Source organism: Falsiroseomonas oleicola, from assembly GCF_019029495.1.
In the GTDB taxonomy this organism is placed as follows: Bacteria; Pseudomonadota; Alphaproteobacteria; order Acetobacterales; family Acetobacteraceae; genus Falsiroseomonas; species Falsiroseomonas oleicola.
The window spans coordinates 809,608-835,800 of sequence record NZ_JAERQM010000002.1 but is presented as its reverse complement, the minus strand read 5'-3'; the positions used below and the strand labels follow the sequence as shown (position 1 = coordinate 835,800).

Sequence of the window (26,193 nt, the reverse complement as noted above, 5' to 3'; positions counted from 1 at the left end):
CCCTGTGCTTCGGGGAAGTCTCCGCCGGAACGCGCGGCCTGCCAAGCGGCGGCGAAATCAATCGTCCAGCGGATGTTCCAGGAAGAAGCGCAGCATCTCGCGCGAGGCATCGGGGCCCCGCGGGTCGGTATAGCTGCCGGCCGCGCTGCCGCCAGACCAGGCATGGCCGCCGCCATGCACCACCCATTGTTCCAGGACGGACCGGCCCTCGGCATCGGCATGGATGGTGCGGCTATAGGCATGGCCGTCCGGAACCTGGCCGCGCTGCGCCTCGGTGCTCAGGCCCGCGACCCCGGCGAATTGGGCGATGACTTGGTCGCCATTGATCGGATGCACCGTCCTGTCCTGGTCCGCATGGAAGACGATGGTCGGGACCACGCGGCCGCTTTCGTCGCCCGGCGCCGGTGTCGTCGCTGCCCCCTGCCGCATCGCGGCAAGGGCCGAGGACACGTCCCGCGCCGCGCCGCAGGCAAGGCCGGAATGCACGCCCGCCGCCGCGTAGAGATCAGGATAGGCCTGCGCCATGATGGCGGCCGCCGCGCCGCCAGCCGAGAGCCCTGCCACATAGACACGGCGCGGATCGACGGCATGCTCCTTCATGACCAGCCGGGTGATGCCGGCGATCAAGGCGGGTTCGCCCTGGTCGCGCTGCTGGTCGCCGGGGCTGAACCAGTTCCAGCACTTCTGGGGATTGGCCGATTTCGGCTGGCCCGGATAGACGACCAGGCAGCCCTGCTCCTCCGCCAGCGCATTCATGCGCGTGCCGGCCGCGAAGTCATCCGGCGACTGGGTGCAGCCGTGCAGCATGACCACCAGCGGCATCGCCGCGTCGCGATAGCTGGAGGGGATGTAGAGCTTGTAGGCCCGGCTGCCCGCCTCGTTGCTGAAGGACCTGTCCAGAAATTGGGCGCCATCCGCCAGAGGCTCGGCCGCCGGGGGCGCCCCGGGCCGCGCGCCGCGCGCCAGCCCCGTCAGGCGCCGCAGGGCCTCCGTCATCCGCGGCATCATGGCCGAAGCGCCGGGCCAGCGGCTGGCCGCCACCGCATCCGGTGCCGAAGCCTGGGCGGAACCCGAGGTTGCGCCGGTTTCGGGATCGACGTCGAAGACACGCGGTTGGGCGGTGGCGGCTGGCGGCGCGGCGCGTGGCGGCGTGGGCGCGGCCGGGGCCTCGCCACGCAGGGCGCCCCGCAGCAGCGCGGTGGCTTCGGTCAGCTTGCCCTCGCGGGTCAGGCGGGTCGCCTCGCGCATCTGGGTGAAGAGCATCGCGGTCATATCGAAGGGGTCCAATACGCGGTGGGCAGCCGACGCCGTTCGCAAGCGGGCGCGCTTCGCGTTTCGTCGTGACTGCCTTTGGTGGGGAATGGCTGTCCTCCCGAAGCGAGACAGCCTGTTGGAGTAACGCCGGGCAACCCGGGTCGTTCAGTGCATGCGGTCGGCCAGCGCCGCCTTCACCGCCGCACTGGCCTGGAGCGCGCCGAGGACGGAGATCGAGGCGATGGTGGCCTTGGCGAGTTCCGGCGTGACATCCGCCGCGATGCTGGCCAGCCCCAGCACCCGGATATCCAGCCGCTGCCCCGCCGCCTGGGCCGCTTCGAGGTCCGCGCGGCTGAAATGCCGCAGCCCGAGATCCAGGCTTTTACGGGCGACCGACTGTTTCGCCGCCTCGGCATGCCGCTCGATCTGGTTGCGGATCGCGGTGCGGATGAAGTCGGTGCGGTTCGAATAGAAGCCGTCCTGGACCAGCAGGTCGACATGGCCGAGGTCGACATAGCCCAGGTTGATGGTGATCTTCTCGCTGTCGCCGCCGGCCTTGGGCCGAAGCTCCTGTACGTTACCCGCCATCCCAGAACATCCATCCACCATCCGTGTGGATGGTAGATGGATGGGGCGCCGCCGCGTTCAAGCGGTGCCGGCCCCTATTCCGTCAGTTCAGCCCCTCGCAGAAGGTCCGGATGCGGCGGCAGGCCTCGTCCAGCAGGGTATCGGCAGCGGCGAAGCTCAGCCGGAAGTGGCCCGGGAACAGGAAGGCGCTGCCATGCACGGTGGCGACCCCGGCCTCCGACAGCAAAGCCAGCACGAAGTCCCAGTCGCTGGTGATCTTCGTGCCGCCGGCGGTGGTGCGGCCGATGCAGTCGGTCAGGTCCGGGAAGGCGTAGAAGGCGCCCTCCGGCAGGTGGCAGCGCAGATGCGGCGTGGCATCCAGCGCGGCGACGATGCGGTTGCGCCGCGCCTCATAGACCTGGCGCATCGCCTCCGTCGGCGCCTGCGGCCCGTCCAGCGCGGCGATGGCCGCGGCCTGGGCGATGGAGCAGGTGTTGGAGGTGGACTGGCCCTGCAACTTGTCCATGGCCTTGATGATGTGCCGAGGCGCGCCGCCGAAGCCGATGCGCCAGCCGGTCATGGCATAGGCCTTGGAACAGCCGTTCATCGTCACCGTGCGGTCGCGCAGCTTCGGCTCCACCTGGGCGAAGGTGGCGAATTCCCGGCCGTCATAGATCAGCTTCTCGTAGATGTCGTCGGTCAGCACATGCACCTGCGGATGCCGCAGCAGCACGTCGCACAGCCCGCGCAGCTCCGCTGCCGAATAGGTGGCGCCGGTGGGGTTGGACGGCGTGTTGACGATCAGCCATTTGGTCTTCGGCGTGATCGCGGCTTCCAGCTGCTCGGGCAGCAGCTTGAAGCCCTGGTTGGGGCCGCAGGGCAGCAGCACGGGCGTGCCTTCGGCCAGGCCGACGATATCGGGGTAGGAGACCCAGCAGGGCGTCGGGATGATGACCTCGTCGCCGGCATTCACCGTGGCGATCATGGCATCATAGATCACCTGCTTGCCGCCGGTGCCGACCAGGATCTCCTCCGCCGTATAGTCCAGCCCGCTGTCGCGCTTGAACTTGCGCGCCACCGCCTCCCGCAGCGCCTTGGTGCCGGCGATGTCGGTGTAGCGGGTCTGGTTGCCCTGGATGGCGGCGATGGCCGCATCCTTGATGTGCTGGGGCGTGTCGAAATCCGGCTCGCCGGAGGAGATGGCGAGAACATCCTTGCCCTCCGCCTTCAGCGCCTGGGAACGCTGGCGCATGGCCGTGGTCTGGGAGGGGGAGATGCGGTTCAGACGGTCCGCGATGACGTCGCTCATGATGGTCCTCAGCGCGCCAGGTTCAGCCGGGCGCGGGTTACGATGTCCTTGAATTTCGCGAATTCGGCCGCGATGAAGGCCGCGGTCGCTTCGGGCGTGCTGTCACTGACGGCGTCGATGCCGGCGGTGGCGAGGCGGGCCTTTACATCCTCCAGGGCCAGTGCGCGATTGGCCGCCGCGTTCAGCCGCGCGACGATGGCCGGCGGCATGGCTTTCGGGCCGACCATGACATTCCAGGTTGACGCGGCAAAACCCGCCAGGCCGGCTTCCTGCAGGGTCGGCACGTCCGGGAACAGCGGATGCCGGGCCGGGGAGCCCATGCCGATGATGCGGAACAGCCCGTCCCGCGCCGCCGCCGCGAGCGAGCCGAGCGGTTCCCAGCCGAACTGCACCTCCCCCTTCGTCAGCGCCTCCACCAGCGGCGCGCCGCCGCGATAGGGGATGTGTTCGGCCTGCAACCCGCCGGCCGAGAGGTTCAGCAATTCCCCGGCCAGATGCCCGACGCTGCCGGAGCCGGAGCTGCCCCAGCTCGCGCGGCCCGGATTGGCGCGCAGCCAGGCGATCAGCGCCTGCGGATCGCGATGCGGCGAATCCTTCGGCACGGCCAGCACGATCGGGGCGCGGCCGAGGATGGCGATGGCGGTGAAATCGGCCACGGGGTCATAGGGCGTGGTGTCCGGCTGCAACGCCGGCACCGTGCCGTGGGTGGAAGGCGTGCCGAGCAGGATCGCATGGCCATCCGCCGGCAGGCGCCGCACGTAGTCGCTGCCGATGACGCCGCCGGCCCCGGCGCGGTTCTCGACCACCATCCGCGCCGAGGGTCCCAGCAGCGGTGCCATGCGATCCGCCACCAGCCGCGCCAGAAGATCGGCCGATCCGCCGGCGGGGAAGGGAATGGTGAAGCTGACCACGCGGTCCGGCCAGGCCGCCCCCTGCGCGAAGGCGGAAGCGAAGGGCGCCGCCGCAAAGGCGGCGAGGGCAAGACGACGGGTCAGCATGACACGGGTTTCCTCAGATGGTGATGTTCTGGCTGCGGATGATCTCGCCCCATTTGGCGAGCTCCTCCGTCCAGTAGCTGTCAAGTTCCGCGGCGCTGCTGCCGATGGTCTCCACCGCCATCGTCGTCAGCCGCTCCTTCGTCGCCGGGTCGCGCAGCGCCTTCTGCATGGAAGCGGTCAGCCTTGCGACGATGGGTGGCGGCGTACCGGCCGGCAGCAGCATGATGACATCGGTGGAGGAGGCGAAGCCGGGCACGCCGGATTCCGCCAGCGTCGGCAGGTCCCGCGCGAAGCTCGAACGATCCGCCGTGCCGACGCCCAGCACCTTCAACTGGTTGTTGGCGCGGAAGGGCAGGCAGGTGACGAGATCGACGAAGGACATCGCCACTTCGCCCGCCAGCAGGCCCTGCACGGAAGGGCCGCCGCCACGATAGGGCACATGCAGCAGCCGCACGCCGGCCTTGGCCTGGAACAGCTCCGCCGCCAGATGGCTGCTGGCGCCGATGCCGGCGGAGGAGAAGGTGACCTCGCCCGGCTTCGACTTCGCATAGGCGATGAATTCGGCGACGGTATTGGCGGGGATGGAGGGGTGGATGCACAGCCCCTGCGCGCTGCGCGCCACCAGGCTGACGCCGGTGAAGGCGCCGCGGTTGTCATAGGGGATATTGGCCATCAGATGCGGCGCGATGGCAAAGGTGCTGTTGGTGCCGAGCAGGAAGGTATAGCCATCCGGCCGTGCCCGCGCGACGTGGTGATGGCCGATGGTGCCGGACGCGCCGCCACGATTCTCCACCACCACGGGCTGGCCGAGATCGGCCGACATGGCCTGCGCGATCACCCGCCCCATCACATCGGTCGAACCGCCAGCCGCCCAGGGGATCACCAAGGTGAGCGGGCGGTTGGGAAACACCTCCTGCGCCGCCGCCGGGCGCAGCGACAGCGCGGGCGCGGCGAGGCTGGCGGCGAGGAGGGAACGACGCGTCACCACAGTCATGGGCCATCTCCGTCATTGCCGTCGCGGCGCGACGGCGGTTGCGTGAATCGATGCGCGTGCCGACGACCTTGTGGCCGCTCTATCCGGCATCTCCCTGTTCGCCGTGCTTCTGTGTCACGGCGTTGTGCAGTGTTGCCCGATCAGGGCAATTCGACGACCAGATTCCGGAACCGATCCACAGAAACCTGCGCATCCGGCCCGATGACGCATGTGGATTCCCGTTCCTCCACCAGCGCCGGCCCCTGGAAGCGCGCCCCCGGCGCCAGCGCGTAGCGGTCATAGACCTGGCAGGGGAGCCAGCCGATGCCTTCGAACAACGCTTCCCGCACCCCACGCGCGGCCTTGGCGGCATCGGTGAAGCTTTCGGTCACCGTATTGGCGACTTCCGCCAACTGGATGTCACGGCCCGGCGCGAGGCAGGCGACGCGCCAGGACAGCGCCTCGATCGGCAGCTCGGTCAAGGCGCGGCCGAAGCGTTCGGCATAGCTGGCGAAGAAGCTTTCCCGGATGGCCGGCAGATCGGCCTCGTTCAGCGACATCGAGGGCAGCTTCACGGGAATCTCGAAGCCCTGGCCGACATGGCGCATATCGGCGGCGGGCAGCGTGGTGATGCTGGCGGGATCGGCGCCGGTCTCCAGCAGAAGCTGGCGGCCTTCTTCCGCCATCTGCGCCAGCAGCCCGTTCACATGCGCCCAGTCCATCCGTTCCAGCCGGCCGACATGGCTGCGCACCAGGTCGGTGGCCGGCGGTGCCACCAGGAAGCCGAGCGCCGAGGCCACGCCCGCGCCCAGCGGCACCAGCATGCGCTTCATCTTCAGCAGCCGCGCCAGGTCGTAGGAATGCACGGGGCCGGCGCCACCGAAGGCGATCAGCGTGTAGCGGCGCGGGTCCCTGCCCTTCTCCGCCAGATGCATGCGCGTGGCGGCGGCCATCGTCTCGTCGACGATGCGGCGGATGCCGAGCGCCGCCATGTCACGCTCCACCTTCAGCCCCTTGGCGATGCCGTTCTCGATGGCGCGCTGCACCGCATTGGGGTCCAGCGCCATCTCGCCGCCGAGGAAGTACTTCGGGTCCAGCCGGCCGAGCACCAGGTCGCCATCGGTGACGGTGGGTTCAGTGCCGCCACGGCCATAGCAGATCGGCCCCGGCTTCGCGCCGGCGCTGCGCGGGCCGACCTTCATCAGCCCGGAAGCGGCATCGACGCGGGCGATGGAGCCGCCACCGGCGCCGATCTCGATCATGTCCACCACCGTCACCTTCAACGGCAGGCCGGAGCCCTTCTGGAATCGGCGGACGCGGCCGGCCTCGAAGTCGAACTTGCGGTCGGGTGCCGCATCCTCCACCAGGCACATCTTGGCTGTTGTGCCGCCCATGTCGAAGGACACGACGTGGTTCTCGCCGGTCAGCCGCGCGAGGAAGGAGGCCGCCATGGCGCCGGCGGCGGGGCCGGATTCGATCAGGCGGATGGGGAATTCCTTGGCGTCCCGCACCGCCGCGATGCCGCCGCCCGAGAGCATCACATGCAGCCGCCCGACAAAGCCCAAGGCGGCGAGGTCCGCTTCCAGCTTGTCGAGGTAGCGGCGCATCAGCGGCTGCACATAGGCATTGGCGCAGGCGGTGCTGGTGCGTTCGAATTCGCGGATTTCCGGCGCGACGCGGGAAGACAGCGACAGAGGCAGGTCCGGATACATCTCCGCCACGATGGCCCCGGCGCGCACCTCGTGCCGATCGTCGTGATAGGCATGCATGAAGGCGATGGCCAGCGCCTCGATTTTTTCCTCCGTCACCAGCCGCGTCACGGCGGCCCGCACGGCGTCCTCGTCCAGCGGCAGCAGCGTCGTGCCATGCACGTCGATGCGCTCCGGAATTTCCAGGCGGCGGTGGCGCGGCACCAGGGTCGGCGGCGCTTCCAGATACAGGTCGTAGAGGTCGTAGCGCGTCTCACGCCCGATCTCGATCACGTCGCGGAAGCCCGCGGTGGTCAGAAGGCCCACCGTCGCGCCGGTGCGCTCGATGATGGTGTTGGTCACCAGCGTGGTGCCGTGGACGATGCTGTGCAGGTCCGCGGTGGTCAGCCCCGTCTCCTCCAGCAGCCGCATCGTGCCGGCGATGATCGCCTCGCTGGGATCATCCGGCGTGGTCAGCCGCTTGCCGGTGGCGACCAGCTTCCGGGCCGGATCGTGCAGGACGAAGTCGGTGAAGGTGCCACCGACATCGACACCAATGCGCGCGGTCCCGCTCATGCCTTCACCCCATAGTCACGCATCGCCGCCTCTTCCGTGATGTAGCCGTCGCGGATATCCGCGCGCACGGCTTCGGGGTCGCGCTGCTTCGGGTCGCCGAAGCCACCGCCGCCGGGATACAGCAAGGTCACGCGCCGCCCCGTCTCCACGCTGGTGCGGGATTTCGGATGCGGCCGCGTGCCGTCATCGATGGCGATCACCGCCGGCGCGCCGGGGCCACCGCCGAGCAGGCCTTCCGCCGGATGGTCGCGCCGGTCCGACAGCAGCGAGAGCCGCACCGCCGCCGGCGTGCGCACCTCGATCTCCGCTTCCTGGCCGAGCCCGCCGCGGAAGCGCCCGGCACCGCCGGAATCCGGCCGCAACTGCTTCCGCCAGACCAGCAAGGGCGCGACGCTTTCATAGGCCTCGATGGAGCCGGCGCCGACATTGGTGGGGAAGGCCGTGGTCGGCAGCCCATCCCGATGCGGGCTGGCGCCCATGCCGCCACTCGCGAACAGCACCTGGGAGAAGCGGTCGCCATTCTGGTCCATGCCGCTGAACAGCGCGCGCATGGTCGGCGCGCCGCCGCATTCCGCCAGCACCTTGTCCGGCAGCACATCCGCCAGCGCCTTGTAGATGGCACCCGCCAGGAGATGCCCCGTGAGCTGCCGCGCGCTGCATGGCGCCGGAAAGCGCGGATTCAGGATGGACCCCTCCGGCGCCGCGACGGTGATCGCCTGGTAGCTGCCCTCGTTGCGCGGGGTGAAGGGATCCAGCGCACATTTCACCGGATAGACCGAATAGGCATGGGTGTAGTTCAGCACGCAGTTGATGCCGCGATCGATCTGCGGGGAGGTGCCGGCGAAGTCGATATGCATCGTCTCACCGGAGACGGTCACGGCGCAGACAATCCGCGTCACCTGCTCGTCAAAGCCATCGGCCTCGATGGTGGCGCGATAGGTGCCGTCCGGCACTTCCGCGATGGCGCGGCGCATCGCCTGGTCGGCGCGGATCTGCAAGGCGTCCGACAGGGCCTGCAAATCGTCGAGGCCGGTGTCTTCCAGAAATTCGGCGAGGCGGCGCACCGCCACCTCATTCGCCACGACCTGCGCTTCCAGGTCGCCCATCACCGGGCCGGGGATGCGCACATTGGCGGAGAGCAGTTCCACCAGATCCTCGTTGCGCTGCCCGGCGCGGAACAGGCGGGAGGGCGGGATGCGGATGCCTTCCTCGAACAGCTCCCGGCAATCCGCCGACCACAACGCACCGCCGACATCGGGCGAATGCGCGATGGAGCCCGCGAAGCCGACGATCTTGCCCTTGTGGAAGATCGGCGACACCGCCGTGAAGTCCGGCAGATGCCCGGTGGCGAGAAACGGATCATTGGTGATGACGCAATCGCCCGGCTGCCAGGTCTCGATCGGGAAGCGCTTGAGGAAATGCTTCGTCGTCTTCGGCAGGATGCAGGAGAAGGAGGCGATGCCGCCGGTGTTCTCCGAAATTGAATCGCCCTTCGCGTCCATCAGCACCGTGGCGAAGTCGTTGGACTCCCGCACGATGGTGGAGAAGGCGGTGCGCAGCAGGCCGGTTGCCGCCTCATCGGCGATGGAGATCAACCGGCTCCAATAGACTTCGAGGGTGATCGGATCGAAGGCGTCCAAGGCAAGGCCCTTCCGGCTGGAATGCTGCAACTGCGTGAAGGCTATCCAGGGCGAAACAAGGGGTCCAATATAAAACACCTCTGTATTGAGATGCCCTGCCTATGGATCTCCGCCAGCTTCGTTACTTCGTCGCCCTGGCGGAGGAGCTGCACTTCACCCGCGCCGCGCAGCGCCTCGGCATGGCGCAGCCGCCGCTGAGCCAGCAGATCCGCCAGTTGGAGGCGGAGCTGGACACGAAGCTGTTCGAACGCGGCACCCGCCATGTGGCGCTGACCGAGGCCGGCAAGGTGTTCCTGACCGAAGCCCGGGCCACGCTGGCCCAGGCCAGGCGGGCGGAGCTGGTGGCGCGGCGCGCCGGGCGGGGCGAGATCGGGGAGCTGCGCATGGGCCTTTTCGCCTCCGCGCCGCTGCTGCCCGCCTTCACCCGCGCCGTGCTCGCCTTCCGTGCCCGGCTGCCGGATGTGCATCTGACGCTGCGCGAAAGCCCGACGCTGGAGCAGGTGGATGCGCTGCGGCGGGGGGAGCTGGATGCCGGCTTCCTGCGCTGCCCCTCGGCGGAGCATATCCCGGTCGATATCGCCGCGGTGGAACTGCTGCGGGAGCCGCTGATGGCGATGATGCGCAGCGACCATCCGCTGGCGGCGGAAGGCGGCCCTCTGCAATTGTCCCGGCTGGCGGAGGAGAAGCTGATCTTCTTCTCCGCCGCCGTCGGCACCACGCTGCACGCCCAGTTCCTCGGCCTGTGCCGCGCCGCCGGCTTCGCGCCGCAGATCACCCAGACGGCGCGGGAGAATTCGACGCTGATCGGGCTGGTGGCCGCGGGGCTCGGCATCGCGGTGATGCCGGCCTCGCTCGCGCAGATCCAGGTGGCGGAGGTGACGCATCGCCCGCTGGCCGATACGGGCGCCACCACCAGCATCTGGCTGGCGACCCCGTGCCAGCCCACGGCGCTCGCGCGCGCCTTCCTGGCCTGCGCGACGGGCTAGTGCCTGCCACACTCGCAGCCGGGTCAAGCGATTTGCGGTCACCTTGGATTGGATCCGAACCGACCGTTGCGCTAGCATCTGGTGGGAGCAAGGGTGCAGCGGGATGTTCTTGAAATGGCGATCAGCAGCGGTCGTTGTAACGCTCGGACTGGCCGTCGCCGCAGCTGCGTCGACCTTCGTTAAGGGCACCCCGCGACAAGCCTTCCTGACGGACTGCATCGCAAGGTCCTATTACCCGGAGCGGTGGGAGGCGGTTGAACGCTGCAAAGAGGAACTGGCCGAACTACGGCTCGATCGGACGGTGGGCACGGTGGTTGCCGGAGTTGGAACCCTGATCCTCATCCCCACAATCACCGTGAATGTCATGGTCATCCTCGTGTGGGTGTCGCTGCTGACACGCCGCCGCTAAGCCCAGCTTCCGCCAGGCCCTAATCGCCGACCAGCACCGGCCGCGCGGCGGGGTTCCAGGCGATGCCGGCCTCGGCCAGGCTCGCCGCCAGCATCGCGCCATCCATGCGCGCATGCCGCACCAGCAGGCCGACATAAAGCCCGACGAAATCCGGCCCATGCCCAGCCGTGTCGCCCTCCCCCGCATCGGCCAGGGCATGCGCGATCTCATGCAGCAGCACCCAGCTCGGCAGGCTTTCGGGCGCCTCGATCGCCAGACGGCTGCCGGTGGCGAGAACACCGCGCGTGGCCTTGCGGGGCCGCATGCGCGGCGGCCAGCGCAGCCCCTCCGCTGCCCAGACATGATCGACCAGCGCCTGCATCTGCGCGAAGGGCACCACCGAACGGTCCAGCAGCGCGACCACCCGGTCCTCCCAGGCATAGAGGCGCCGGGCGGCCGCGTCGCCCCGGCTCACCCGCCGCGGCGCCCCGGCAGGCGCGGCGTGCCGGCCCCCGCCCCCACCGGCCGTTCCAGCGCGACCCGCCCGCCGGCGGCAGCCCCCTGGCGAAAGGCGGCGTTGTCACTGACACGGCGCGTCGTGGTGCGGGAGCGCAGGCGGATGCCGAGGTCGCGAAACGCCTCCGCCACCCGCTTCTCCTTCGCCACCACCAGCGCGGTGCCGCCGCCTGAGGCAGCGGGGGTGGTCATGCTGGCCTGGCGCTGGGCGGCCAGTTCATCCATCCGTTCGGAAACCCGCTCGGCGAAGCCATAGCGGAAGCTGCGCAGCCGCTGCTGCGGCGTCTGGCGGCTGCGGCGATAGGCCTCGCTGGCCCGGAACAGCGCCTCCTCATGGTCCACCGCGCCAGCCACCACATGCATCAGGTACTCGCCCATCAGCACATCCGGCTCCAGCCCGAACAGCACGAAGTGGTTGCGGCCGACCATCCAGCCGCGCGTCTCGGTCAGGCGCAGGATCGCCATGAAGATGATGCCGACGGCCTGAAGCCGGGGGCCGGTGATCACGATGTCACGTTGCAGGCAGGGTTCGTCCCGCAGCTCGACCTCGGACATGGTCAGGCCATAGACCTCCAGCAGCTCGCCCACTTTCTGGGCGGCCATCATCGCCTCGGCCTCGGAACAGCCGCGATCAATGGTCTTGGCGGCCAGGGCGCGCAGCCGGGCCTTCACCTTTTCCAGCTCTGTCCGCTGAGGGATCTGCACGGGGAGGATGTAGCAGAACCACCCTCCGCTCCGCCATGCTGCGTCGCAACATATCGTTGCTTGACTCTTTGGGAAACCGGCGGGTATCCCATCCAGGAAACGCACCAGTTTCCCTATGAGGTCGCATGTTCCCTGATCGCGGCTTGCCGCTCCCCACCCGCCGCATCGCCTTCGCCGGTCTTGGCCTGCTGCTGCTCGCCGCCTGCGAGGAACAGCCCCGCGGCGCCGCCGCCCAGCCCGCCCCGCCGCCCCCCACCCCGGTGACGGTGGTGACGCTGCAGCGCCAGGCCATTCCGGTCGTCACCCTGCTGCCCGGCCGCACCGCCGCTTTCCAGGTGGCGGAGGTCCGCCCGCAGGTCGGCGGCCTGCTGCGCGAAAGGCTGTTCACCGAGGGCCAGGCCGTGACCGCCGGCCAGCCGTTGTTCCAGATCGACACCGGGTCCTTCGAGAATGCCGTGACCCGCGCCGAGGCTGCCCTGGCCCGGGCGGAGGCCACCCAGCGGGCCGCCGCCGGCACCGCCAACCGTTATCGCGCCCTGGTGCGGTCCCAGGCGGTCAGCCAGCAGAACCTGGAGAATGCCGAGGCGACGCTGCGCGAGGCCCAGGCCGATGTGCTCTCCGCCCGCGCGGCGCTGGACACGGCGCGGATCGATCTCGGCTATACCCGCGTCACCTCCCCCATCGCCGGCCGCACCGGCCGGTCCGGCGCCACGGTGGGCGCGCTGGTCACCGCGAACCAGGCGGCCGCGCTGGTCACGGTGACGCAGCTCGACCCGATCTATGTGGACGTCACCCAGCCCAACTCCGCCTTGCTGGCCCAGCGCCGCGACGTCGAAAGCGGCGCGCTGCGACGCGACGCGGCGGACCGCGCGCCGGCGAAGCTGATCCTGGAGGATGGCTCCACCTATGCGCATCCCGGCCAGATCCAGTTCTCCGAGGTCATCGTCGACCAGGGCACCGGCTCCGTCACCCTGCGCGCCGTGTTTCCGAATCCGGACCAGCTTCTGCTGCCCGGCATGTTCGTGCGCGCCGAAGTGGCGGAAGGCGTCACCGACCGGGCGCTGATGGTGCCGCAGCAGGGCGTACTGCGCACCCCGCGCGGCGAGCCCTTCGCCTATGTGGTGAATGCGGAGGGCGTTGTGGAACAGCGCATCCTGCGCACCAGCCGCGCCATCGGCACCAACTGGATGGTGACGGAGGGGCTGGCGGCCGGTGACCGCGTGGTGGTGGAAGGCGTGCAGCGCATCCGCCCCGGTGCGCGGGTGAACGCCACCGAACGCGGGGCCACACCGCCCGCGACCCCGCAGGCCCGCAGCTAGGCAGACCGACATGGCACGTTTTTTCATCGACCGCCCCGTCTTCGCCTGGGTGATCGCCATCGGCATCATGCTGGCGGGGCTGCTGGCCCTGCGCACGCTGCCCATCGCACAATATCCGGCCATCGCCCCGCCCGCGATCTCCGTCACCGTCAGCTATCCCGGCGCCTCCGCCGAGACGGTGCAGAGCACGGTGGTGCAGGTGATCGAGCAGCAGCTCAGCGGCATCGACGGGCTGCTGTACTTCTCCTCCCAGACCACCAAGGACGGCGCGGCGACCATCCAGCTCACCTTCGCCCAGGGCACCAACCCGGATACGGCGCAGGTGCAGGTGCAGAACAAGGTGCAGCTCGCCGTGCCGCGCCTGCCGCAGACCGTGCAGCAGCAGGGCATCCGCGTGGCGAAGTCCACCAGCAACTTCCTGATGGTGGTGGGCTTCGTCTCGACCGACGGGCGGATGGGCAGCGCCGATATCTCGGACTTCCTGGTCAGCACCATCCAGGACCCGATCAGCCGCACGCCGGGCGTCGGCGACTACCAGGTCTTCGGCGCGCAATTCGCCATGCGGATCTGGCTCGATCCCGCGAAGCTGGTGAATTACGGGCTGACGCCGGGCGATGTGCGCAACGCCATCCAGGCGCAGAATGTGCAGGTCTCCTCCGGCGAGATGGGCGCATTGCCCTCCGTCCCCGGCCAGCAGTTGAACGCCACCATCATCGGCCCGTCCTACCTTCAGACGCCGGAGGATTTCGGCGCCATCCTGCTGCGCGTGCAGGCTGATGGCGCGCAGGTGCGGCTGCGCGATGTGGCGCGCGTCGAGATCGGCGCTGAGAGCTACGCCAACTCCGCCCGCTTCAACGGCAGCCCCGCCGCTGGCATCGGCATCCGCCTGGCCAGCGGCGCCAATGCGCTGGACACGGCGACTGCGGTGCGCGCGACCATCGACGGGCTGCGCGGCAACTTCCCTGCGGGGCTGGAGGTGGTCTACCCCTACGATACCACCCCCTTCGTGCGCCTTTCGATCACCAGCGTCGTGCATACGCTGATCGAGGCGGTGGTGCTGGTCTTCCTGGTGATGTTCCTGTTCCTTCAGAACTGGCGCGCCACGCTGATCCCGACGCTGGCGATCCCGGTGGTGCTGCTGGGCACCTTCGCCGTGCTGTCGACTGTGGGCTATTCCATCAACACCCTGACCATGTTCGGCCTGGTGCTGGCCATCGGCCTGCTGGTCGATGACGCCATCGTGGTGGTGGAGAATGTCGAGCGCGTGATCGCGGAGGAACACCTCTCCCCCATCGAGGCGACGCGGCGATCGATGGACCAGATCACCAGCGCGCTGATCGGCATCGGCCTGGTGCTGTCCGCCGTGTTCCTGCCGATGGCCTTCTTCGGCGGCTCCACCGGCGTGATCTACCGGCAGTTCTCCATCACCATCGCCACCGCCATGGCGCTGTCGGTGCTGGTGGCGATCTTCTTCACGCCGGTGCTCTGCGCCACCATGCTGAAGCCGCACAAGCCCGGCCAGGGCAAGCGCGGCTTCTTCGGCCTGTTCAACCGGGGCGTGGACCGCACGACCGCGGTCTATGAGCGTGGCGTGCGCGGCAGCCTGCGCCGCCCCTGGCGGATGATGGCGATCTATGCCGCGCTGCTCGCCGCCCTCGGCTTCGCCTTCCTGCGCCTGCCCGGCGGCTTCCTGCCGAATGAGGACCAGGGCACCGCCTTCGTGCAGGTCGTGGCCCCCCCCGGCGCCACCACCGAACGCACGCAGCGCGCGCTGGATGAGTTGAACCGCTATCTGATGGAGGAGGAGAAGGATGTCGTCGCCTCCAACTTCGGCATCAACGGCTTCAGCTTCAGCGGTCGCGGCCAGAATGCCGGCCTCGGCTTCATCAGCCTGCGGCCCTGGAGCGAGCGGGCCGGCGCGCAGAACAGCGTGCAGGCGCTGACCGCGCGCATCAGCCGCCACTTCGCCACCTACCAGGATGCCATGGTCTTTGCCTTCGCCCCGCCGGCGATCACGGAACTCGGCAATGCCACCGGCTTCACCTTCCAGTTGCTCGACCGCGCGGGCGCCGGCCATGCGGCGCTGATGCAGGCGCGCAACCAGTTGCTGGGCATGGCCGCGCAAAGCCCTGTGCTCGTGGCGGTCCGCCCGAACGGCCAGGATGACGAGGCGCAGTTCCGCCTGGTGGTGGATTGGGAAAGGGCCAGCGCGCTGGGGCTTTCCGTCTCCGACATCAACACCACGCTGTCCACCGCCTGGGGCTCGACCTACGTGAACGACTTCCTGGATCGTGGCCGCATCAAGCGCGTCTATATCCAGGGCGAGGCGGAATCGCGCATGCTGCCGGGCGACCTGGACCGCTGGTTCGTGCGCAATGCCAGCGGCCAGATGGTGCCCTTCTCCGCCTTCGGCCGCACCGAGTGGATTTCCGGCTCGCCACGGCTGGAACGCTTCAACGGCATCGCCTCCCGCGAGATCCAGGGCGCGCCCGCGCCCGGGCGGACCAGTGGCGAGGCGATGGCGGAGATGGCGCGGCTGGCCGCGCAACTGCCGCCCGGCTTCGGCTTTGCCTGGAGCGGCATTTCCTATGAGGAGCAGGGCGCCTCCGGCCAGGCGCCGGCGCTCTATGCCATCTCGCTGCTCGTCGTCTTCCTGTGCCTGGCGGCGCTGTATGAAAGCTGGTCGATCCCGACGGCGGTGATGCTCGTGGTGCCGCTGGGCGTGCTCGGCGCGGTGCTGGCCAGCCTGCTGCGCGGCATGTCGAACGACGTGTATTTCCAGGTCGGCCTGCTGACCACCATCGGCCTCTCCGCCAAGAACGCCATCCTGATCGTGGAATTCGCGAAGGAGGGCTTCGACCGCGGGCTCAGCCTGGTGGAGGCGGCGGCGGAAGCCGCGCGGCTGCGGCTACGGCCGATCATCATGACCTCCCTCGCCTTCACGCTCGGCGTGGTGCCGCTGGCGATCTCCACCGGCGCCGGCTCCGGCGCGCAGAATGCCATCGGCACCGGCGTGATCGGCGGCGTGGTCACCGGCACCATCCTGGCCGTGATCTTCGTGCCGCTGTTCTTCCTGCTGGTGCTGAAGCTGTTCCGCACCCGGCCGAAGCAGGAGGCCAGGCCGGTTGAGACGGCGGCACCGCTGCCGGCCCCGGCGGAGTGACGCCGGTGCAGGCGGATGTGCTGCGCCGCCGCCCGGGGCGCGACCCGATGCCGGAGGCGGCGCGCAGCCGCCTTCTCTGCGATGCCGCCGCCAGCATCTTCCTGCGCGACGGCTATGGCGCGGCGCGGATGGATGAGGTGGCGCGCGCTGCCGGCATGTCGAAGCGCACGCTGTATCAATTGTTCCCCTCCAAGGCCGCGCTGTTCGAGGCGACCGTCGGCACGGCCCTGGCCCCGCTGCACCTGGACACGGAGCTGGAGCGGGAGCCCGAGCTGGAACAGGCGCTGACCGGCACGCTGCTGATGGCTGCGCGGCATCTTCTGGCGCCACGCCAGACCGCGCTGTTCCGGCTGGTGATCGCGGAGGGGCAGCGCTCCCCGGAACTGGCGGAGGCCTTCCACCGCGTGAAGCTGAAGGCCGGCGCCAGCCCCCTGCAGCGGCGCATCGCGGTGGAGATGCAGGCGGGCCACCTGGCGCCGGGCGATCCGGAGCAGGCCTCCCGCCTGCTGTTCGGCATGGTGCTGGGCGGGCCGCAGATGATGATGATGCTGGGGCTGATGCCGCCGCCCGACGATGCGCAGTTGCAGGATCTGGTGCGGAACGCCGTCGGTATCTATCTGCGCGGCGCCCTTGCGGCGCCTCAGCCGCCGGGGATGCCGCCGAACAGCCCGCGCTGATAGTCGCGCACCGCCTGCTGGATTTCCTGCGCGGTGTTCATCACGAAGGGGCCATGCGCGACGACGGGCTCGTCGAAGGGCATCGCATGGCCGAACAGCACCAGGGCGCCCTGCGTGCCGGCCAGCATCTCCACCGCATCGCCATCCTGGTTCAGCGTGACGAGGTTGCCAGCCGGAACCTGTCGGCCTGACACGGCCAGTTCGCCGCGCACGACATAGAGAAAGACATTATGCGCGGGCGGCACGGCGGGGCTGAGCGCACCGCCGGCCTCGAAGCGCAGCACCGCCATGGCGATGCCGGTTTCGGAGCGGATCGGCCCCTGCTGCCCTTCCCATTCGCCGGAGATCAGATCGATCTGCACGCGCCCCGCATCCGCCGCGATGGCCGGAATATCGGCGCGCTGCAGGCCGGTATAGGCGGGCGTCGTCATCTTCAGCCGCGCCGGCAGATTGACCCAGAGCTGCAGGATCTCCAGCGCGCCGCCCTGGCGCTTGAAGGACTCCGGCGAAATCTCCGCATGCACCAGGCCGCGCCCGGCGGTCATCCACTGCACGCCGCCGGCGCGGATCACGCTTTCATGGCCGCCGCTGTCCAGATGCGCCAATTCGCCGTCGAGGATGAAGGTCACCGTCTCGAAGCCGCGATGCGGATGCGGGCCGAAGGGCAGGCCGCGATTGTTCGGCGGATACACTTGCGGACCGTGATGGTTGAGGAACAGGAAGGGGTCCACCTGCTCCAGCCCCGGCCCGGGCAGCGGGCGCCGCGTGGTCAGGTCGCCGATATCGTCGCGCAGCGCCGGATGCAGCGCCTTCACGGTGCGGCTGGTCAATGGATATCCCCTTCACGCTGTTGCCGGCCCGTCCTAGCCTCGCGGCTCGATATGGGAGGAACAGGCGATCTTGACCAGCCTGATGGATCTGTCCGGCAAGCGCGCCTTCGTCAGCGGCGCCTCCTCCGGCCTCGGCGCCCATTTTGCCGCCTGCCTGGCGGCGCGGGGGGCGGAGGTGGTGCTGGCGGCAAGGCGGGTGGAGGCTCTGGAGGTGGTGGCCGAATCCATCCGAGCCGCGGGCGGCACGGCCACGACGCTGCGCCTCGACATCGCCGATCCGGCCGGCTGGGCTGGGCTGGAAGACGCGGCCGGCGCGATCGACATCCTGGTGAACAATGCCGGCATCGTCCGGGAAGGCGCAGCGCTGGACCAGGCCGAGGCCGATTGGGACGCGGTGATCGACACCAATCTCAAGGGCATGGCCTTCCTGGCGCAGCGCATGGCGCGCAGCATGAAGGATCGCGGCGGCGGCTGCATCATCAACATCGCCTCCATCCTCGGGCTGCGGCAGGCGGGCGGCGTGCTGTCCTATGCCGTGTCCAAGGCGGGCGTGATCCAGATGACGAAGTCCCTCGCGCTGGAATGGGCGCGGCACGGCATCCGCGTGAACGCCATCGCGCCCGGCTATATCGAGACCGAGTTGAACCGCGATTTCTGGGAATCGCCCGGCGGCGTGGCGATGATCAGGCGCATTCCGCAGCGCCGGCTCGGCCAGTTGCAGGACCTCGACGGGCCGCTGCTGCTGCTGGCCTCCGACGCCTCCCGCTACATGACCGGATCGGTGCTGGTGGTGGATGGCGGCCATACCGTGAGCAGCCTGTGAGGACCGACGCATGATGGAACAGACCCCGCGCAGCCTGGAGATCGCGCAGCGCGTCGAGGATTTCGTGCGCGGCACCGTCATCCCCTATGAGCATGATCCGCGCTGCGGCGCGCATGGGCCGAGCGATGATCTGGTGCAGGAACTGCGGGCGAAGGCGCGCGCGGCCGGCGTGCTGACGCCGCATATCCTGGCGGATGGCAGCCATCTGACGCAGGTGGAAACCGCGACGGTGCTGAAGAAGTCAGGCCTGTCGCCGCTCGGCCCCGTCGCGGTCAACACCATGGCGCCCGATGAGGGCAATATGTTCCTGCTCGGGAAGATCGGCACGGCGGCGCAGAAGGCGCGCTTCCTGGCGCCGCTGATCGCCGGCGCGCGATCCGCCTTCTTCATGACGGAACCGGCGGCGGAGGGTGGCGCCGGCTCCGATCCCTCGATGTTGCAGACCCTGGCGCGGCGCGACAATTCGGGCTGGGTCATCAATGGCCGCAAGGCCTTCATCACCGGTGCGCGGGGCGCTTCGGTCGGCATTGTCATGGCGCGCAGCACGCCCACCGACGCGAAGATCGGCGCGACCATGTTCCTGGTGGAGCTGCCAAACCCCGCCATCCGCATCGAGCGCATCCTCGACACCATCGACAGTTCCATGCCCGGCGGCCATGCGGTGGTCGCCATCGAGGATTTGCGCGTCACCGACGACCAGGTGCTGGGCGAGGTGGATGAGGGTTTTCGCTATGCGCAGATCAGGCTCGCTCCCGCGCGTCTGTCGCACTGCATGCGCTGGCATGGCGCGGCGACGCGCGCGCAGGAGATCGCGACGGCCTATGCGGTGAAGCGGGAGGCCTTCGGCAAGCTGCTCATCGACCATGAGGGCGTCGGCTTCATGCTGGCCGAGAACCTGATCGAATTGCAGCAGGCCGCGCTGATGATCGACTGGTGCGCCGCGGCGCTGGATGCGGGGCATTCCGGCACGCATGAAAGCAGCGTTGCGAAGGTGGCGGTGTCGGAGGCGCTGTACCGCGTCGCCGATCGCTGCGTGCAGGTGCTGGGCGGCACGGGCGTCACGGGCGATACCATCGTGGAACAGGTGCTGCGCGAAACCCGCGCCTTCCGCATCTATGACGGCCCGACCGAGGTCCATAAATGGTCCATCGCCAAGGGCATCAAGCGCGCCGCGCTGGGGCCACAGAAGCGATGAACGACACGGCAGGGCTGGCCGCCTGGATGTCCGCCCATGTGCCGGGCTTCTCCGGACCTTTGACGCTCACCCGCTTCCAGGGCGGCCAGTCCAATCCGACCTATCGCATCGACACGCCTGGCGCACGCTACGTGCTGCGCCGCAAGCCGCCGGGCGTGCTGCTGAAGGGCGCGCATGCGGTGGACCGGGAGGCGCGGGTGATGACGGCGCTTGGCGCCGCCGGCTTCCCTGTGCCGCATGTCCATGCGCTGTGCCTGGATGAGGCCGTGCTCGGCAGCGCCTTCTACGTGATGGACATGGTGGAGGGCCGCATCTTCTGGGATGCCACCTTCCCCGACTTTTCGCGCGCCGAACGCGCCGCCTGTTTCGAGGCGATGGTCGGCACACTGGCCGCGCTGCATCGCTTCGATCCCGTTGCCATCGGCCTCGCCGATTACGGTCGCCCCTCGCGCTATGTGGAACGCCAGGTGGCGCGCTGGTCCAGGCAGTATCTCGAAGACGCGGAGGCCGGTCGCAACGACAACATGGACCGGCTGGTGGACTGGCTGCCGCGCCACATCCCGGCGGCGGAGGAAGTGGCCGTGGTGCATGGCGACTTCCGGCTGGACAATATGATCTTCCACCCGACCGAGCCGCGCATCCTCGCCGTGCTGGACTGGGAATTATCGACCATCGGCCATCCCCTGGCCGACTTCGCCTATCACCTCATGATGTACCGCATGCCGCGCGATATCCTGGGCGGCATCGCGGGTGTCGATTTCGCGGCGCAGGGCCTGCCCAGCGAGGCCGATTACATCGCCGCCTATGCCCGGCACAGCGGCCGCGATGCCGTGCCGGATCTGGACTTCTACGTCGCCTTCAACATGTTCCGCTTCGCCGCCATCCTGCATGGCATCCGCGGCCGCGCGGCGCGCGGCACGGCGGCGAATCCGGAAGCCCATGCGCTTGCCGCGCGCTTCGAAAGGGTGGCGGCCCTCGCCTGGGCTCAGGCGCAGGCCGTCACCTGATCACACGCCGATCCAGGTTTCCGAAAAAGCCAGCATCGCGGTGGAGATGTGCTGGCCGGCGATCTCGCGCGGAATCGGTGCGCCGGGGATGGCCACGCCATTCACCGTGACGGTCGCCTTGTCGCAGCCGACGAAGAGGGTCGGCATATGGTGCCGACCCGTGGCCGATTTCTCGGGCGGCAGCGCGAAACAGAAGGGCATGCCGAGGCCCGACCATTCCAGCGCCACCGTCATGTCGCCCGCGGTCACCGTCTCGCTGTAGGAGGAAATGGCATCGCCACCCGCCGCCACGCTGTCCAGGCTGCGATAGTGCAGGCCTTTCAGCCCCGGCAGCCCGCGCCAGGCACCGAAATGCGACACGTAGTCGGCCACCAGCCAGCGCGCCAAGGGCTCGTTGTCCGTCAGGCAGATATTGCCCGGGGCGCCATTCTCCTTCGGCGATTGCAGCAGCACCAGCGCATGTCCGCGCCCATGCGGGGACAGCACGACGCGGAAGAAGGAAGCCAGGGTGGTGAAAGGCCCCGCCGGGTCCTGCTTCAGCGAAATGCCCGGATTCTCGCCGGACCATTCCACGCGACCCGGGAACAGCAATGTCTCAGTCACTTGGTCTCTCCTCAAACCGGCCTGTCGCCCTGGATGGTCACGCGGTTGCCGTAGCGCGTCGCGGGCCAGTAGTCCCACATCGCCCGGTGCTGCGCGCAGCGATTGTCCCAGAAGGCGACGGAATTGGTGCGCCAGCGGAAGCGGCACTGGAACAGCGGATTGGCGCTGTGCTCGAACAGATAGGCGAGCAGCCCCGTGCTCTCATCCACCGGAATATCCAGGATGCGCCGGGTGAATCCCTTGTTGACGAACAGCGCCTTGCGGCCCGTCACGGGATGGGTGCGGATCACCGGATGCACCGCGCGCGGATAGACGGGCTTGTCCTGCACGCCGACATTCGCATAGGTGCCGCGATAGATCTCCTCCCCGTCATGCACCGCCGTCAGGCCTTCCAGATAGGTCTTCATGCGATCCGACAGCGCGTCATAGGCGGCGTACATATTGGCGAACAGCGTGTCGCCGCCGACCGCCGGGGATTCCTTGATATAGAGGATGCTGCCCAGCGGCGGTTCCTCGTCGCAGGACACGTCGGAATGCCAGAACTCGCCATTGGCGCGCGGGCTGTTGCGGTCCGCCTTGATGATCATCAGCGCGGGATGGCCCTCGGTCGGCGCCGCGGGGTGGATGTGCAGCGGGCCGAACTGTTGGCCGAAGGCCAGGTGCTGTTCCGGCGTCATCACCTGGTCGCGGAAGAAGATCACCAGGTTCTCGGCGAAGGCGCGGTGGATTTCCTGCATCTGCTCCGGCGTCGGCCGGGCAAGATCGACGCCGCCGATCTCCGCGCCGATGATGGGCGTCAGCTTCTCCACCGTGATGCTGCGATAGGGCTGGGCGGCCTCCGCCTCATGCCGGTAGCGCGGGCCGGCGAGGTGGCTGGGCGTGACATGGTTCATGGACGTTCCCCTTCTTGGTGCATCAGCCGGGCCAATGGACGGCCGAGGGAACCGCAGCCTCCCCACCCCGTCAATGCACGCTTTACAACCGGCCCGGCCGCACGACATCCGGCTCGGACCAAGGGGAGGCCCGCCGTGACCCGCCTGCCACGCCGCGCCGCGCTGGCACTGCCCGCCTTGCTGCTGCCCGGCACCGCCCGGGCGGAGGGATGGCCGGTGCTGCGCCAGGGCGGCATCGTGCTGTTCCGCCACGCCAACGCCCCTGGCGGCGGCGATCCGCCGGGCTTCCGGCTGGAGGATTGCGCCACCCAGCGCAACCTGGATGCCCTCGGCCGCGACCAGGCACGGCGCATCGGCGCCACTTTTCGGGCACGGGAGATCGCGGTCGGCCAGGTCCTCACCTCCCGCTGGTGCCGGGCACGGGAGACGGCGGAGCTGGCCTTCCCCGGCCAGTCCCGGCCCGAGCCCGTCTTCGATTCCTTCTTCGCCAACCGCCGGGACGCCGCGCCGCGCACCGAGGCGGCGCGAGCCCTGCTGCAAGGCTGGGCGGGGCCGGGCGCGCTGGTCATCACCACGCATCAGGTGAACATCACCGCGCTGACCGAGATCTTCCCGGCCTCCGGCGAGGGCATCGTGCTGCGCCCCGGCACGCTGGCCGTCGCCGGACGCATCCGGCCATGAGCACCGCCCCCGCCATCATGGCCGTGCTGCTGACCCTGGTGGTCGGCGTTGGCTGCGGCCTGCTGTTCCTGCAACGCATCCGCCACCGGCTGCTGGTGCTGATCCATCTGGTCCTGGCCCTGACCGCGACCGCGCTGGTCGCCTGGCTGGTGCTGCGCGCGCCGGCCACGGCCTCCGGCCCACCCGCCTGGCTGCCCCTGGCGCTGCTGGCCCTGGCGCTGGTCGCGGGCTGGAGCGCCCGCCGCCTGCCCCGAACGGCGCGGCGCGGCGCCAATGCCCTTCTGGCCAGCCATGTCTTCGCCGGGATCGCCGGCTTCCTGGTGCTGCTCGCCTGGGTTCGCACGCCCGGTTGAAAACCTCCCCAGGGCCGCGCATATCGCCGCCCGCGCGATCTACGATGGGGATGCAAGATGACCGAGACTGCGGAGCGGCATGAATTCGGCGCCGAGGTGGGGCGCCTGCTCGATCTGGTCGTCCACGCCTTGTATTCCGAACGCGAGATCTTCCTGCGGGAGCTGGTGGCCAATGCCGCCGATGCCGTGGATCGCCGACGGTTCGAGGCGCTGACCGATGCCAGCCTGATGCTGCCGGCGGAGGCGAAGGTGCGCGTCGTACCGGACAAGGCGGCGCGGACGCTCACCATCTCCGACCCCGGCACCGGCATGTCCAAGGCGGAGCTGACCCAGCACCTCGGCACCATCGCCCGGTCGGGCACGCTGGCCTTCGCCAAATCCCTCGCCGATGCGCCGGCGGCGGACAAGCCGAACCTGATCGGCCAGTTCGGCGTCGGCTTCTATTCGGCCTTCATGGTGGCGGAGCGGGTGGAGGTCACCTCCCGCCGCGTCGGCACGGAGGAAGCCTGGCTCTGGGCCAGCGAGGGCCGCGGCGACTACACCCTGGCGCCCGCCGAGCGCGCCGAGGCCGGCACCGACATCGTGCTGCACATGAAGGCGGATGCGGAGGAGTTCCTGGAGCCGATGCGGCTGCAGACCATCATCCGCAAATGGGCCGACCACATCACCATCCCCATCACCGTCACCCAGGATGGGGTGGAGCATCCGGCGAATGAGGGTACGGCGCTGTGGCGCAAATCCAAGTCCGAGGTGACAGAGGAAGCCAGCCTCGAATTCTACCGCCACCTCGGCAATATCTTCGACAAGCCCTGGTCCACCCTGCATTGGCGGGCGGAGGGCGCGCTGGAATTCAGCGCCCTGCTGTTCATCCCGGGCGCCAAGCCCTTCCAGGCGGTGGAGGGAGACCGGGAGAGCAAGGTGCGGCTGCATGTCCGCCGCATGTTCATCACCGAGGAGGCCGCGCTGCTGCCGCCCTGGCTGCGCTTCGTGCAGGGCGTGGTGGACACCGAGGACCTGCCGCTCAACGTCTCCCGCGAAATGCTCCAGGCAACGCCGGTGCTGGCGCGCATTCGCCGCGCGGTGACCGGCAAGGTGATGTCGGAGTTGAAGTTCCGCGCCAAGGATGCCGAGGACTACACCAAGTTCTGGTCGGTCTTCGGCCCGGTGCTGAAGGAAGGCGTCTGGGAGGATGCCGAGCACCGGCAGGAACTGGCCGGGCTGCTGCGCTTCCGGTCCTCCGCCGTGGAGGGCTGGACCTCGCTCGCCGAATACGTGGCGCGGATGAAGCCGGGCCAGGAGGCGATCCATATCCTGCTCGGCGACAATGCCGCCACCCTGGCGACGTCGCCGCAAATGGAGGGTTTTCGCGCCAAGGGCGTGGAGGTGCTGCTGCTGACCGACCAGATCGACGCCTTCTGGCCGGAACAGCTTGAACGGTTTGACGACAAGCCGATCCGCAGCATCACCCAGGGCAGCGTGGACCTCTCCGCGGTGGAAGGCACGGCGCCGGAGGGCGAGGCCGCCGACCTCGCCCGGCTGCTGCCGCTGCTGAAGGAGGCCCTGGCGAAGGAGGTGTCGGAGGTGCGCGCCACCGACCGTCTGGTGGACAGCGCCGTGGTGCTGGCCGCGACGGAAAGCGGCCCGGACCTTCAGATGCAGCGCCTGATGCGCCGCGCCGGCCGTGGCTTTGGCGGCGGGCTGCCGGTGCTGGAGGTGAATCCGCGCCATGCCCTGATCCGCCGCCTGGCGGAGAAGGCGGCGGCGGAAGGCGCGGAGCTGGCCGAGGATGCCGGCCTGCTGCTGGACCTGGCGCGGCTGCAGGATGGCGACACGCCGCGTGATCCGGTGGCCTTCGCGCGGAAGGTGGCAGAGGCGCTGGCGATCGGCGGGGCGTGAAGGGCTGCGAGGCCCCCCTCACCCGCTCCGGCTAGGCGCTACGCGCCAAGCCTGCGCAGCGTTGGACGCATGCGTCCAACCCCCCCGACGGGGGGAGAGGGTTTGGGTGAGGGGGGCTTCGCAAGTCAGGCACCGCCGCCCCGCCCTCACACCCCCACCAGAAGCGCCAATATCCGCGGTAGCGCCGCCGGATGCAGCGGCACGCCCGGCCGATCATACAGCGCGAGATTCCCCGCCCGATCTGCCGGCGAGTCCCGCAGCACATGGTTCATCCCCGGCACCAGGGCCAGCGCCACCCCCTCCCGCGCCGCCGCCAGCCGCCGCGCATCCTCGGCCGAGACCTGGAGGTCCGCCTCCCCCTGCATGACCAGCGTCGGCAACGGCAGCCGCCGCAGCAACGCGGCCGGGTCCAGCGCGAACCAGGCGCGCAGATAGGGCTGCACGCTGGGCCGGAACAGCGGCATCAGCGGCGGCGGGACATCCGCCACCGCCTCCCCGGCTTCCAGCCGTGCCAGGATGCCCAGCGCGGCAGCGCGCAGATCCTCCGGCATCGGCGCCGCGCCCAGTTGCCGGCGCAGCAGATCGGCGGCGGGAAAGCCGGGCGTGGCCAGCAGCACCAGCGCCGCCACGGGCCGCAGCCGCGCGGCCAGCAGGGCCACCACCCCGCCCTCGCTATGGCCGAGCAGCGCCAGCCGATCGGTGCCCGGCTGGGCCGCCAGATGGTCCAGCGCCCGCGCCGCATCCTCGGCATGGCTGTGCAGTGTCAGATCCTCCTCCCGGCCGATCGCGGCGCGGCTGGCGGCGACGCCGCGCTTGTCCATGCGCAGGGTGAGGATGCCGGCATCGGCCAGCCCCTCGGCCAGCAGGCGCAGCGCGTCGTTGCGCAGGCCGGGCTGGTTGCCGTCCCGGTCGGTGGGGCCGGAGCCCGGCAGCAGCAGGCAGCCGAGGCCACGACCGGGGCCTGATGGCCGCAACAGCGTGCCGCGCAGCCGGCCGGGCAGCACCACCGCCTCGGCGGCCTGGGCCGCGCCTGGCAGGGCCAGGGCGGAATGGGCGATCAGCGTGCGGCGGGTCGGTCGGGCCATCATGGCTTCTCTGTGCCTCCCCCTTGCCCATCCCGCCAGCCTCGCCATTCTGGCGCGCCATTCAGGAC

24 protein-coding genes are annotated in these 26,193 nt (G+C 69.5%); 11 read left to right on the top strand and 13 right to left on the bottom strand.

Going from position 1 to position 26,193, the window contains the following annotated elements:
- Nucleotides 1-57: 57 nt before the first annotated feature.
- The 7 genes from JJQ90_RS10825 to JJQ90_RS10795 all read right to left on the bottom strand — a co-directional run bounded on the left by JJQ90_RS10825 (nt 58) and on the right by JJQ90_RS10795 (nt 9,005).
- Entirely contained in the window at nt 58-1,272 is a 1,215-nt protein-coding gene (locus JJQ90_RS10825) for an extracellular catalytic domain type 1 short-chain-length polyhydroxyalkanoate depolymerase (RefSeq protein ID WP_216875132.1), read from the bottom strand.
- 147 nt (nt 1,273-1,419) lie between these two features.
- The gene (locus JJQ90_RS10820) at nt 1,420-1,842 is read right to left on the bottom strand and encodes a CopG family transcriptional regulator (protein WP_216875130.1); all 423 of its coding nucleotides are present in this window, start codon (nt 1,840-1,842) and stop codon (nt 1,420-1,422) included.
- A gap of 82 nt (nt 1,843-1,924) precedes the next feature.
- Complete coding sequence (locus tag JJQ90_RS10815; RefSeq protein WP_216875128.1) at nt 1,925-3,130, bottom strand: pyridoxal phosphate-dependent aminotransferase; 1,206 nt, start codon at nt 3,128-3,130, stop codon at nt 1,925-1,927.
- An 8-nt stretch (nt 3,131-3,138) separates the two neighbouring features.
- Nucleotides 3,139-4,128 carry a Bug family tripartite tricarboxylate transporter substrate binding protein gene (locus tag JJQ90_RS10810; RefSeq protein ID WP_216875126.1) on the bottom strand — a complete coding sequence of 330 codons (990 nt, stop codon included), beginning with the start codon at nt 4,126-4,128 and terminating at the stop codon, nt 3,139-3,141.
- A 13-nt stretch (nt 4,129-4,141) separates the two neighbouring features.
- Nucleotides 4,142-5,122 (bottom strand): Bug family tripartite tricarboxylate transporter substrate binding protein, encoded by a 981-nt coding sequence (locus tag JJQ90_RS10805; protein ID WP_216875124.1) that lies wholly within the window; start codon nt 5,120-5,122, stop codon nt 4,142-4,144.
- Nucleotides 5,123-5,262: 140 nt separating this feature from the next.
- Nucleotides 5,263-7,365, bottom strand: a complete 2,103-nt coding sequence (locus JJQ90_RS10800; protein WP_216875122.1) for a hydantoinase/oxoprolinase family protein — start codon at nt 7,363-7,365, stop codon at nt 5,263-5,265.
- On the bottom strand, nt 7,362-9,005 hold the full coding sequence (locus tag JJQ90_RS10795) for a hydantoinase B/oxoprolinase family protein (protein ID WP_216875120.1): 1,644 nt from the start codon (nt 9,003-9,005) through the stop codon (nt 7,362-7,364). The genes JJQ90_RS10800 and JJQ90_RS10795 overlap by 4 nt, the downstream gene beginning before the upstream one ends.
- Nucleotides 9,006-9,106: 101 nt before the next feature.
- Between JJQ90_RS10795 and JJQ90_RS10790 the strand changes: the two genes are divergently transcribed.
- Both JJQ90_RS10790 and JJQ90_RS10785 read left to right on the top strand, forming a co-directional pair.
- A complete protein-coding gene (locus JJQ90_RS10790) occupies nt 9,107-9,991 on the top strand; it encodes a LysR substrate-binding domain-containing protein (protein WP_216875118.1) in 885 nt (294 codons plus the stop codon).
- Between the two features lie 103 nt (nt 9,992-10,094).
- The gene (locus JJQ90_RS10785; RefSeq protein ID WP_216875116.1) at nt 10,095-10,400 is read left to right on the top strand and encodes a hypothetical protein; all 306 of its coding nucleotides are present in this window, start codon (nt 10,095-10,097) and stop codon (nt 10,398-10,400) included.
- A gap of 19 nt (nt 10,401-10,419) precedes the next feature.
- Here the strand turns inward: JJQ90_RS10785 and JJQ90_RS10780 are convergent, their stop codons facing one another.
- A complete protein-coding gene (locus tag JJQ90_RS10780) occupies nt 10,420-10,854 on the bottom strand; it encodes a SprT-like domain-containing protein (RefSeq protein ID WP_216875114.1) in 435 nt (144 codons plus the stop codon).
- Nucleotides 10,851-11,567, bottom strand: a complete 717-nt coding sequence (locus tag JJQ90_RS10775; RefSeq protein ID WP_216875112.1) for a DUF2786 domain-containing protein — start codon at nt 11,565-11,567, stop codon at nt 10,851-10,853. Before JJQ90_RS10775 ends, JJQ90_RS10780 begins: the two co-directional genes overlap by 4 nt.
- A 176-nt stretch (nt 11,568-11,743) precedes the next feature.
- Here JJQ90_RS10775 and JJQ90_RS10770 point away from each other — a divergent pair, with 176 nt between their 5' ends.
- The 3 genes from JJQ90_RS10770 to JJQ90_RS10760 are packed head-to-tail and all read left to right on the top strand — an operon-like array spanning nt 11,744 to nt 16,759.
- On the top strand, nt 11,744-12,919 hold the full coding sequence (locus JJQ90_RS10770) for an efflux RND transporter periplasmic adaptor subunit (protein ID WP_230410525.1): 1,176 nt from the start codon (nt 11,744-11,746) through the stop codon (nt 12,917-12,919).
- Nucleotides 12,920-12,929: 10 nt separating this feature from the next.
- Nucleotides 12,930-16,082: an efflux RND transporter permease subunit gene (locus tag JJQ90_RS10765; protein WP_216875108.1), complete on the top strand. Its 3,153-nt coding sequence runs from the start codon at nt 12,930-12,932 to the stop codon at nt 16,080-16,082.
- A gap of 5 nt (nt 16,083-16,087) precedes the next feature.
- Nucleotides 16,088-16,759 (top strand): TetR/AcrR family transcriptional regulator, encoded by a 672-nt coding sequence (locus JJQ90_RS10760; protein WP_216875106.1) that lies wholly within the window; start codon nt 16,088-16,090, stop codon nt 16,757-16,759.
- Here JJQ90_RS10760 and JJQ90_RS10755 read toward each other — a convergent pair.
- Nucleotides 16,723-17,589: a pirin family protein gene (locus JJQ90_RS10755; protein ID WP_216875104.1), complete on the bottom strand. Its 867-nt coding sequence runs from the start codon at nt 17,587-17,589 to the stop codon at nt 16,723-16,725. The two genes, JJQ90_RS10760 and JJQ90_RS10755, sit on opposite strands and share 37 nt — an antisense overlap.
- A gap of 70 nt (nt 17,590-17,659) precedes the next feature.
- Between JJQ90_RS10755 and JJQ90_RS10750 the strand changes: the two genes are divergently transcribed.
- Genes JJQ90_RS10750 through JJQ90_RS10740 form a run of 3 tightly spaced genes read left to right on the top strand, consistent with a single transcriptional unit; the run spans nt 17,660 to nt 20,614 of the window.
- Nucleotides 17,660-18,412, top strand: coding sequence for an SDR family NAD(P)-dependent oxidoreductase (locus JJQ90_RS10750; protein WP_230410524.1), 753 nt, complete (start codon nt 17,660-17,662; stop codon nt 18,410-18,412).
- A gap of 10 nt (nt 18,413-18,422) precedes the next feature.
- Complete coding sequence (locus JJQ90_RS10745) at nt 18,423-19,607, top strand: acyl-CoA dehydrogenase family protein (RefSeq protein ID WP_216875102.1); 1,185 nt, start codon at nt 18,423-18,425, stop codon at nt 19,605-19,607.
- On the top strand, nt 19,604-20,614 hold the full coding sequence (locus JJQ90_RS10740; protein ID WP_216875100.1) for a phosphotransferase family protein: 1,011 nt from the start codon (nt 19,604-19,606) through the stop codon (nt 20,612-20,614). Before JJQ90_RS10745 ends, JJQ90_RS10740 begins: the two co-directional genes overlap by 4 nt.
- On the opposite strand, the gene JJQ90_RS10735 is transcribed toward JJQ90_RS10740, so the two are convergent.
- On the bottom strand, nt 20,615-21,217 hold the full coding sequence (locus JJQ90_RS10735; protein ID WP_216875098.1) for a hypothetical protein: 603 nt from the start codon (nt 21,215-21,217) through the stop codon (nt 20,615-20,617).
- An 11-nt stretch (nt 21,218-21,228) separates the two neighbouring features.
- The gene (locus JJQ90_RS10730) at nt 21,229-22,110 is read right to left on the bottom strand and encodes a TauD/TfdA dioxygenase family protein (protein WP_216875096.1); all 882 of its coding nucleotides are present in this window, start codon (nt 22,108-22,110) and stop codon (nt 21,229-21,231) included.
- A gap of 135 nt (nt 22,111-22,245) precedes the next feature.
- On the opposite strand from JJQ90_RS10730, the gene JJQ90_RS10725 reads away from it, so the two are divergent.
- From JJQ90_RS10725 to htpG, 3 genes are read left to right on the top strand one after another with little or no spacing between them, the layout of a single operon-like run.
- A complete protein-coding gene (locus tag JJQ90_RS10725) occupies nt 22,246-22,791 on the top strand; it encodes a histidine phosphatase family protein (RefSeq protein WP_329959423.1) in 546 nt (181 codons plus the stop codon).
- Nucleotides 22,788-23,144 carry a hypothetical protein gene (locus JJQ90_RS10720; protein WP_216875094.1) on the top strand — a complete coding sequence of 119 codons (357 nt, stop codon included), beginning with the start codon at nt 22,788-22,790 and terminating at the stop codon, nt 23,142-23,144. Before JJQ90_RS10725 ends, JJQ90_RS10720 begins: the two co-directional genes overlap by 4 nt.
- Before the next feature lie 57 nt (nt 23,145-23,201).
- Nucleotides 23,202-25,040: a molecular chaperone HtpG gene (htpG, locus tag JJQ90_RS10715; protein WP_216875093.1), complete on the top strand. Its 1,839-nt coding sequence runs from the start codon at nt 23,202-23,204 to the stop codon at nt 25,038-25,040.
- 146 nt (nt 25,041-25,186) lie between these two features.
- On the opposite strand, the gene JJQ90_RS10710 is transcribed toward htpG, so the two are convergent.
- Nucleotides 25,187-26,125: an alpha/beta hydrolase family protein gene (locus JJQ90_RS10710; protein ID WP_216875092.1), complete on the bottom strand. Its 939-nt coding sequence runs from the start codon at nt 26,123-26,125 to the stop codon at nt 25,187-25,189.
- Nucleotides 26,126-26,193 lie beyond the last annotated feature (68 nt).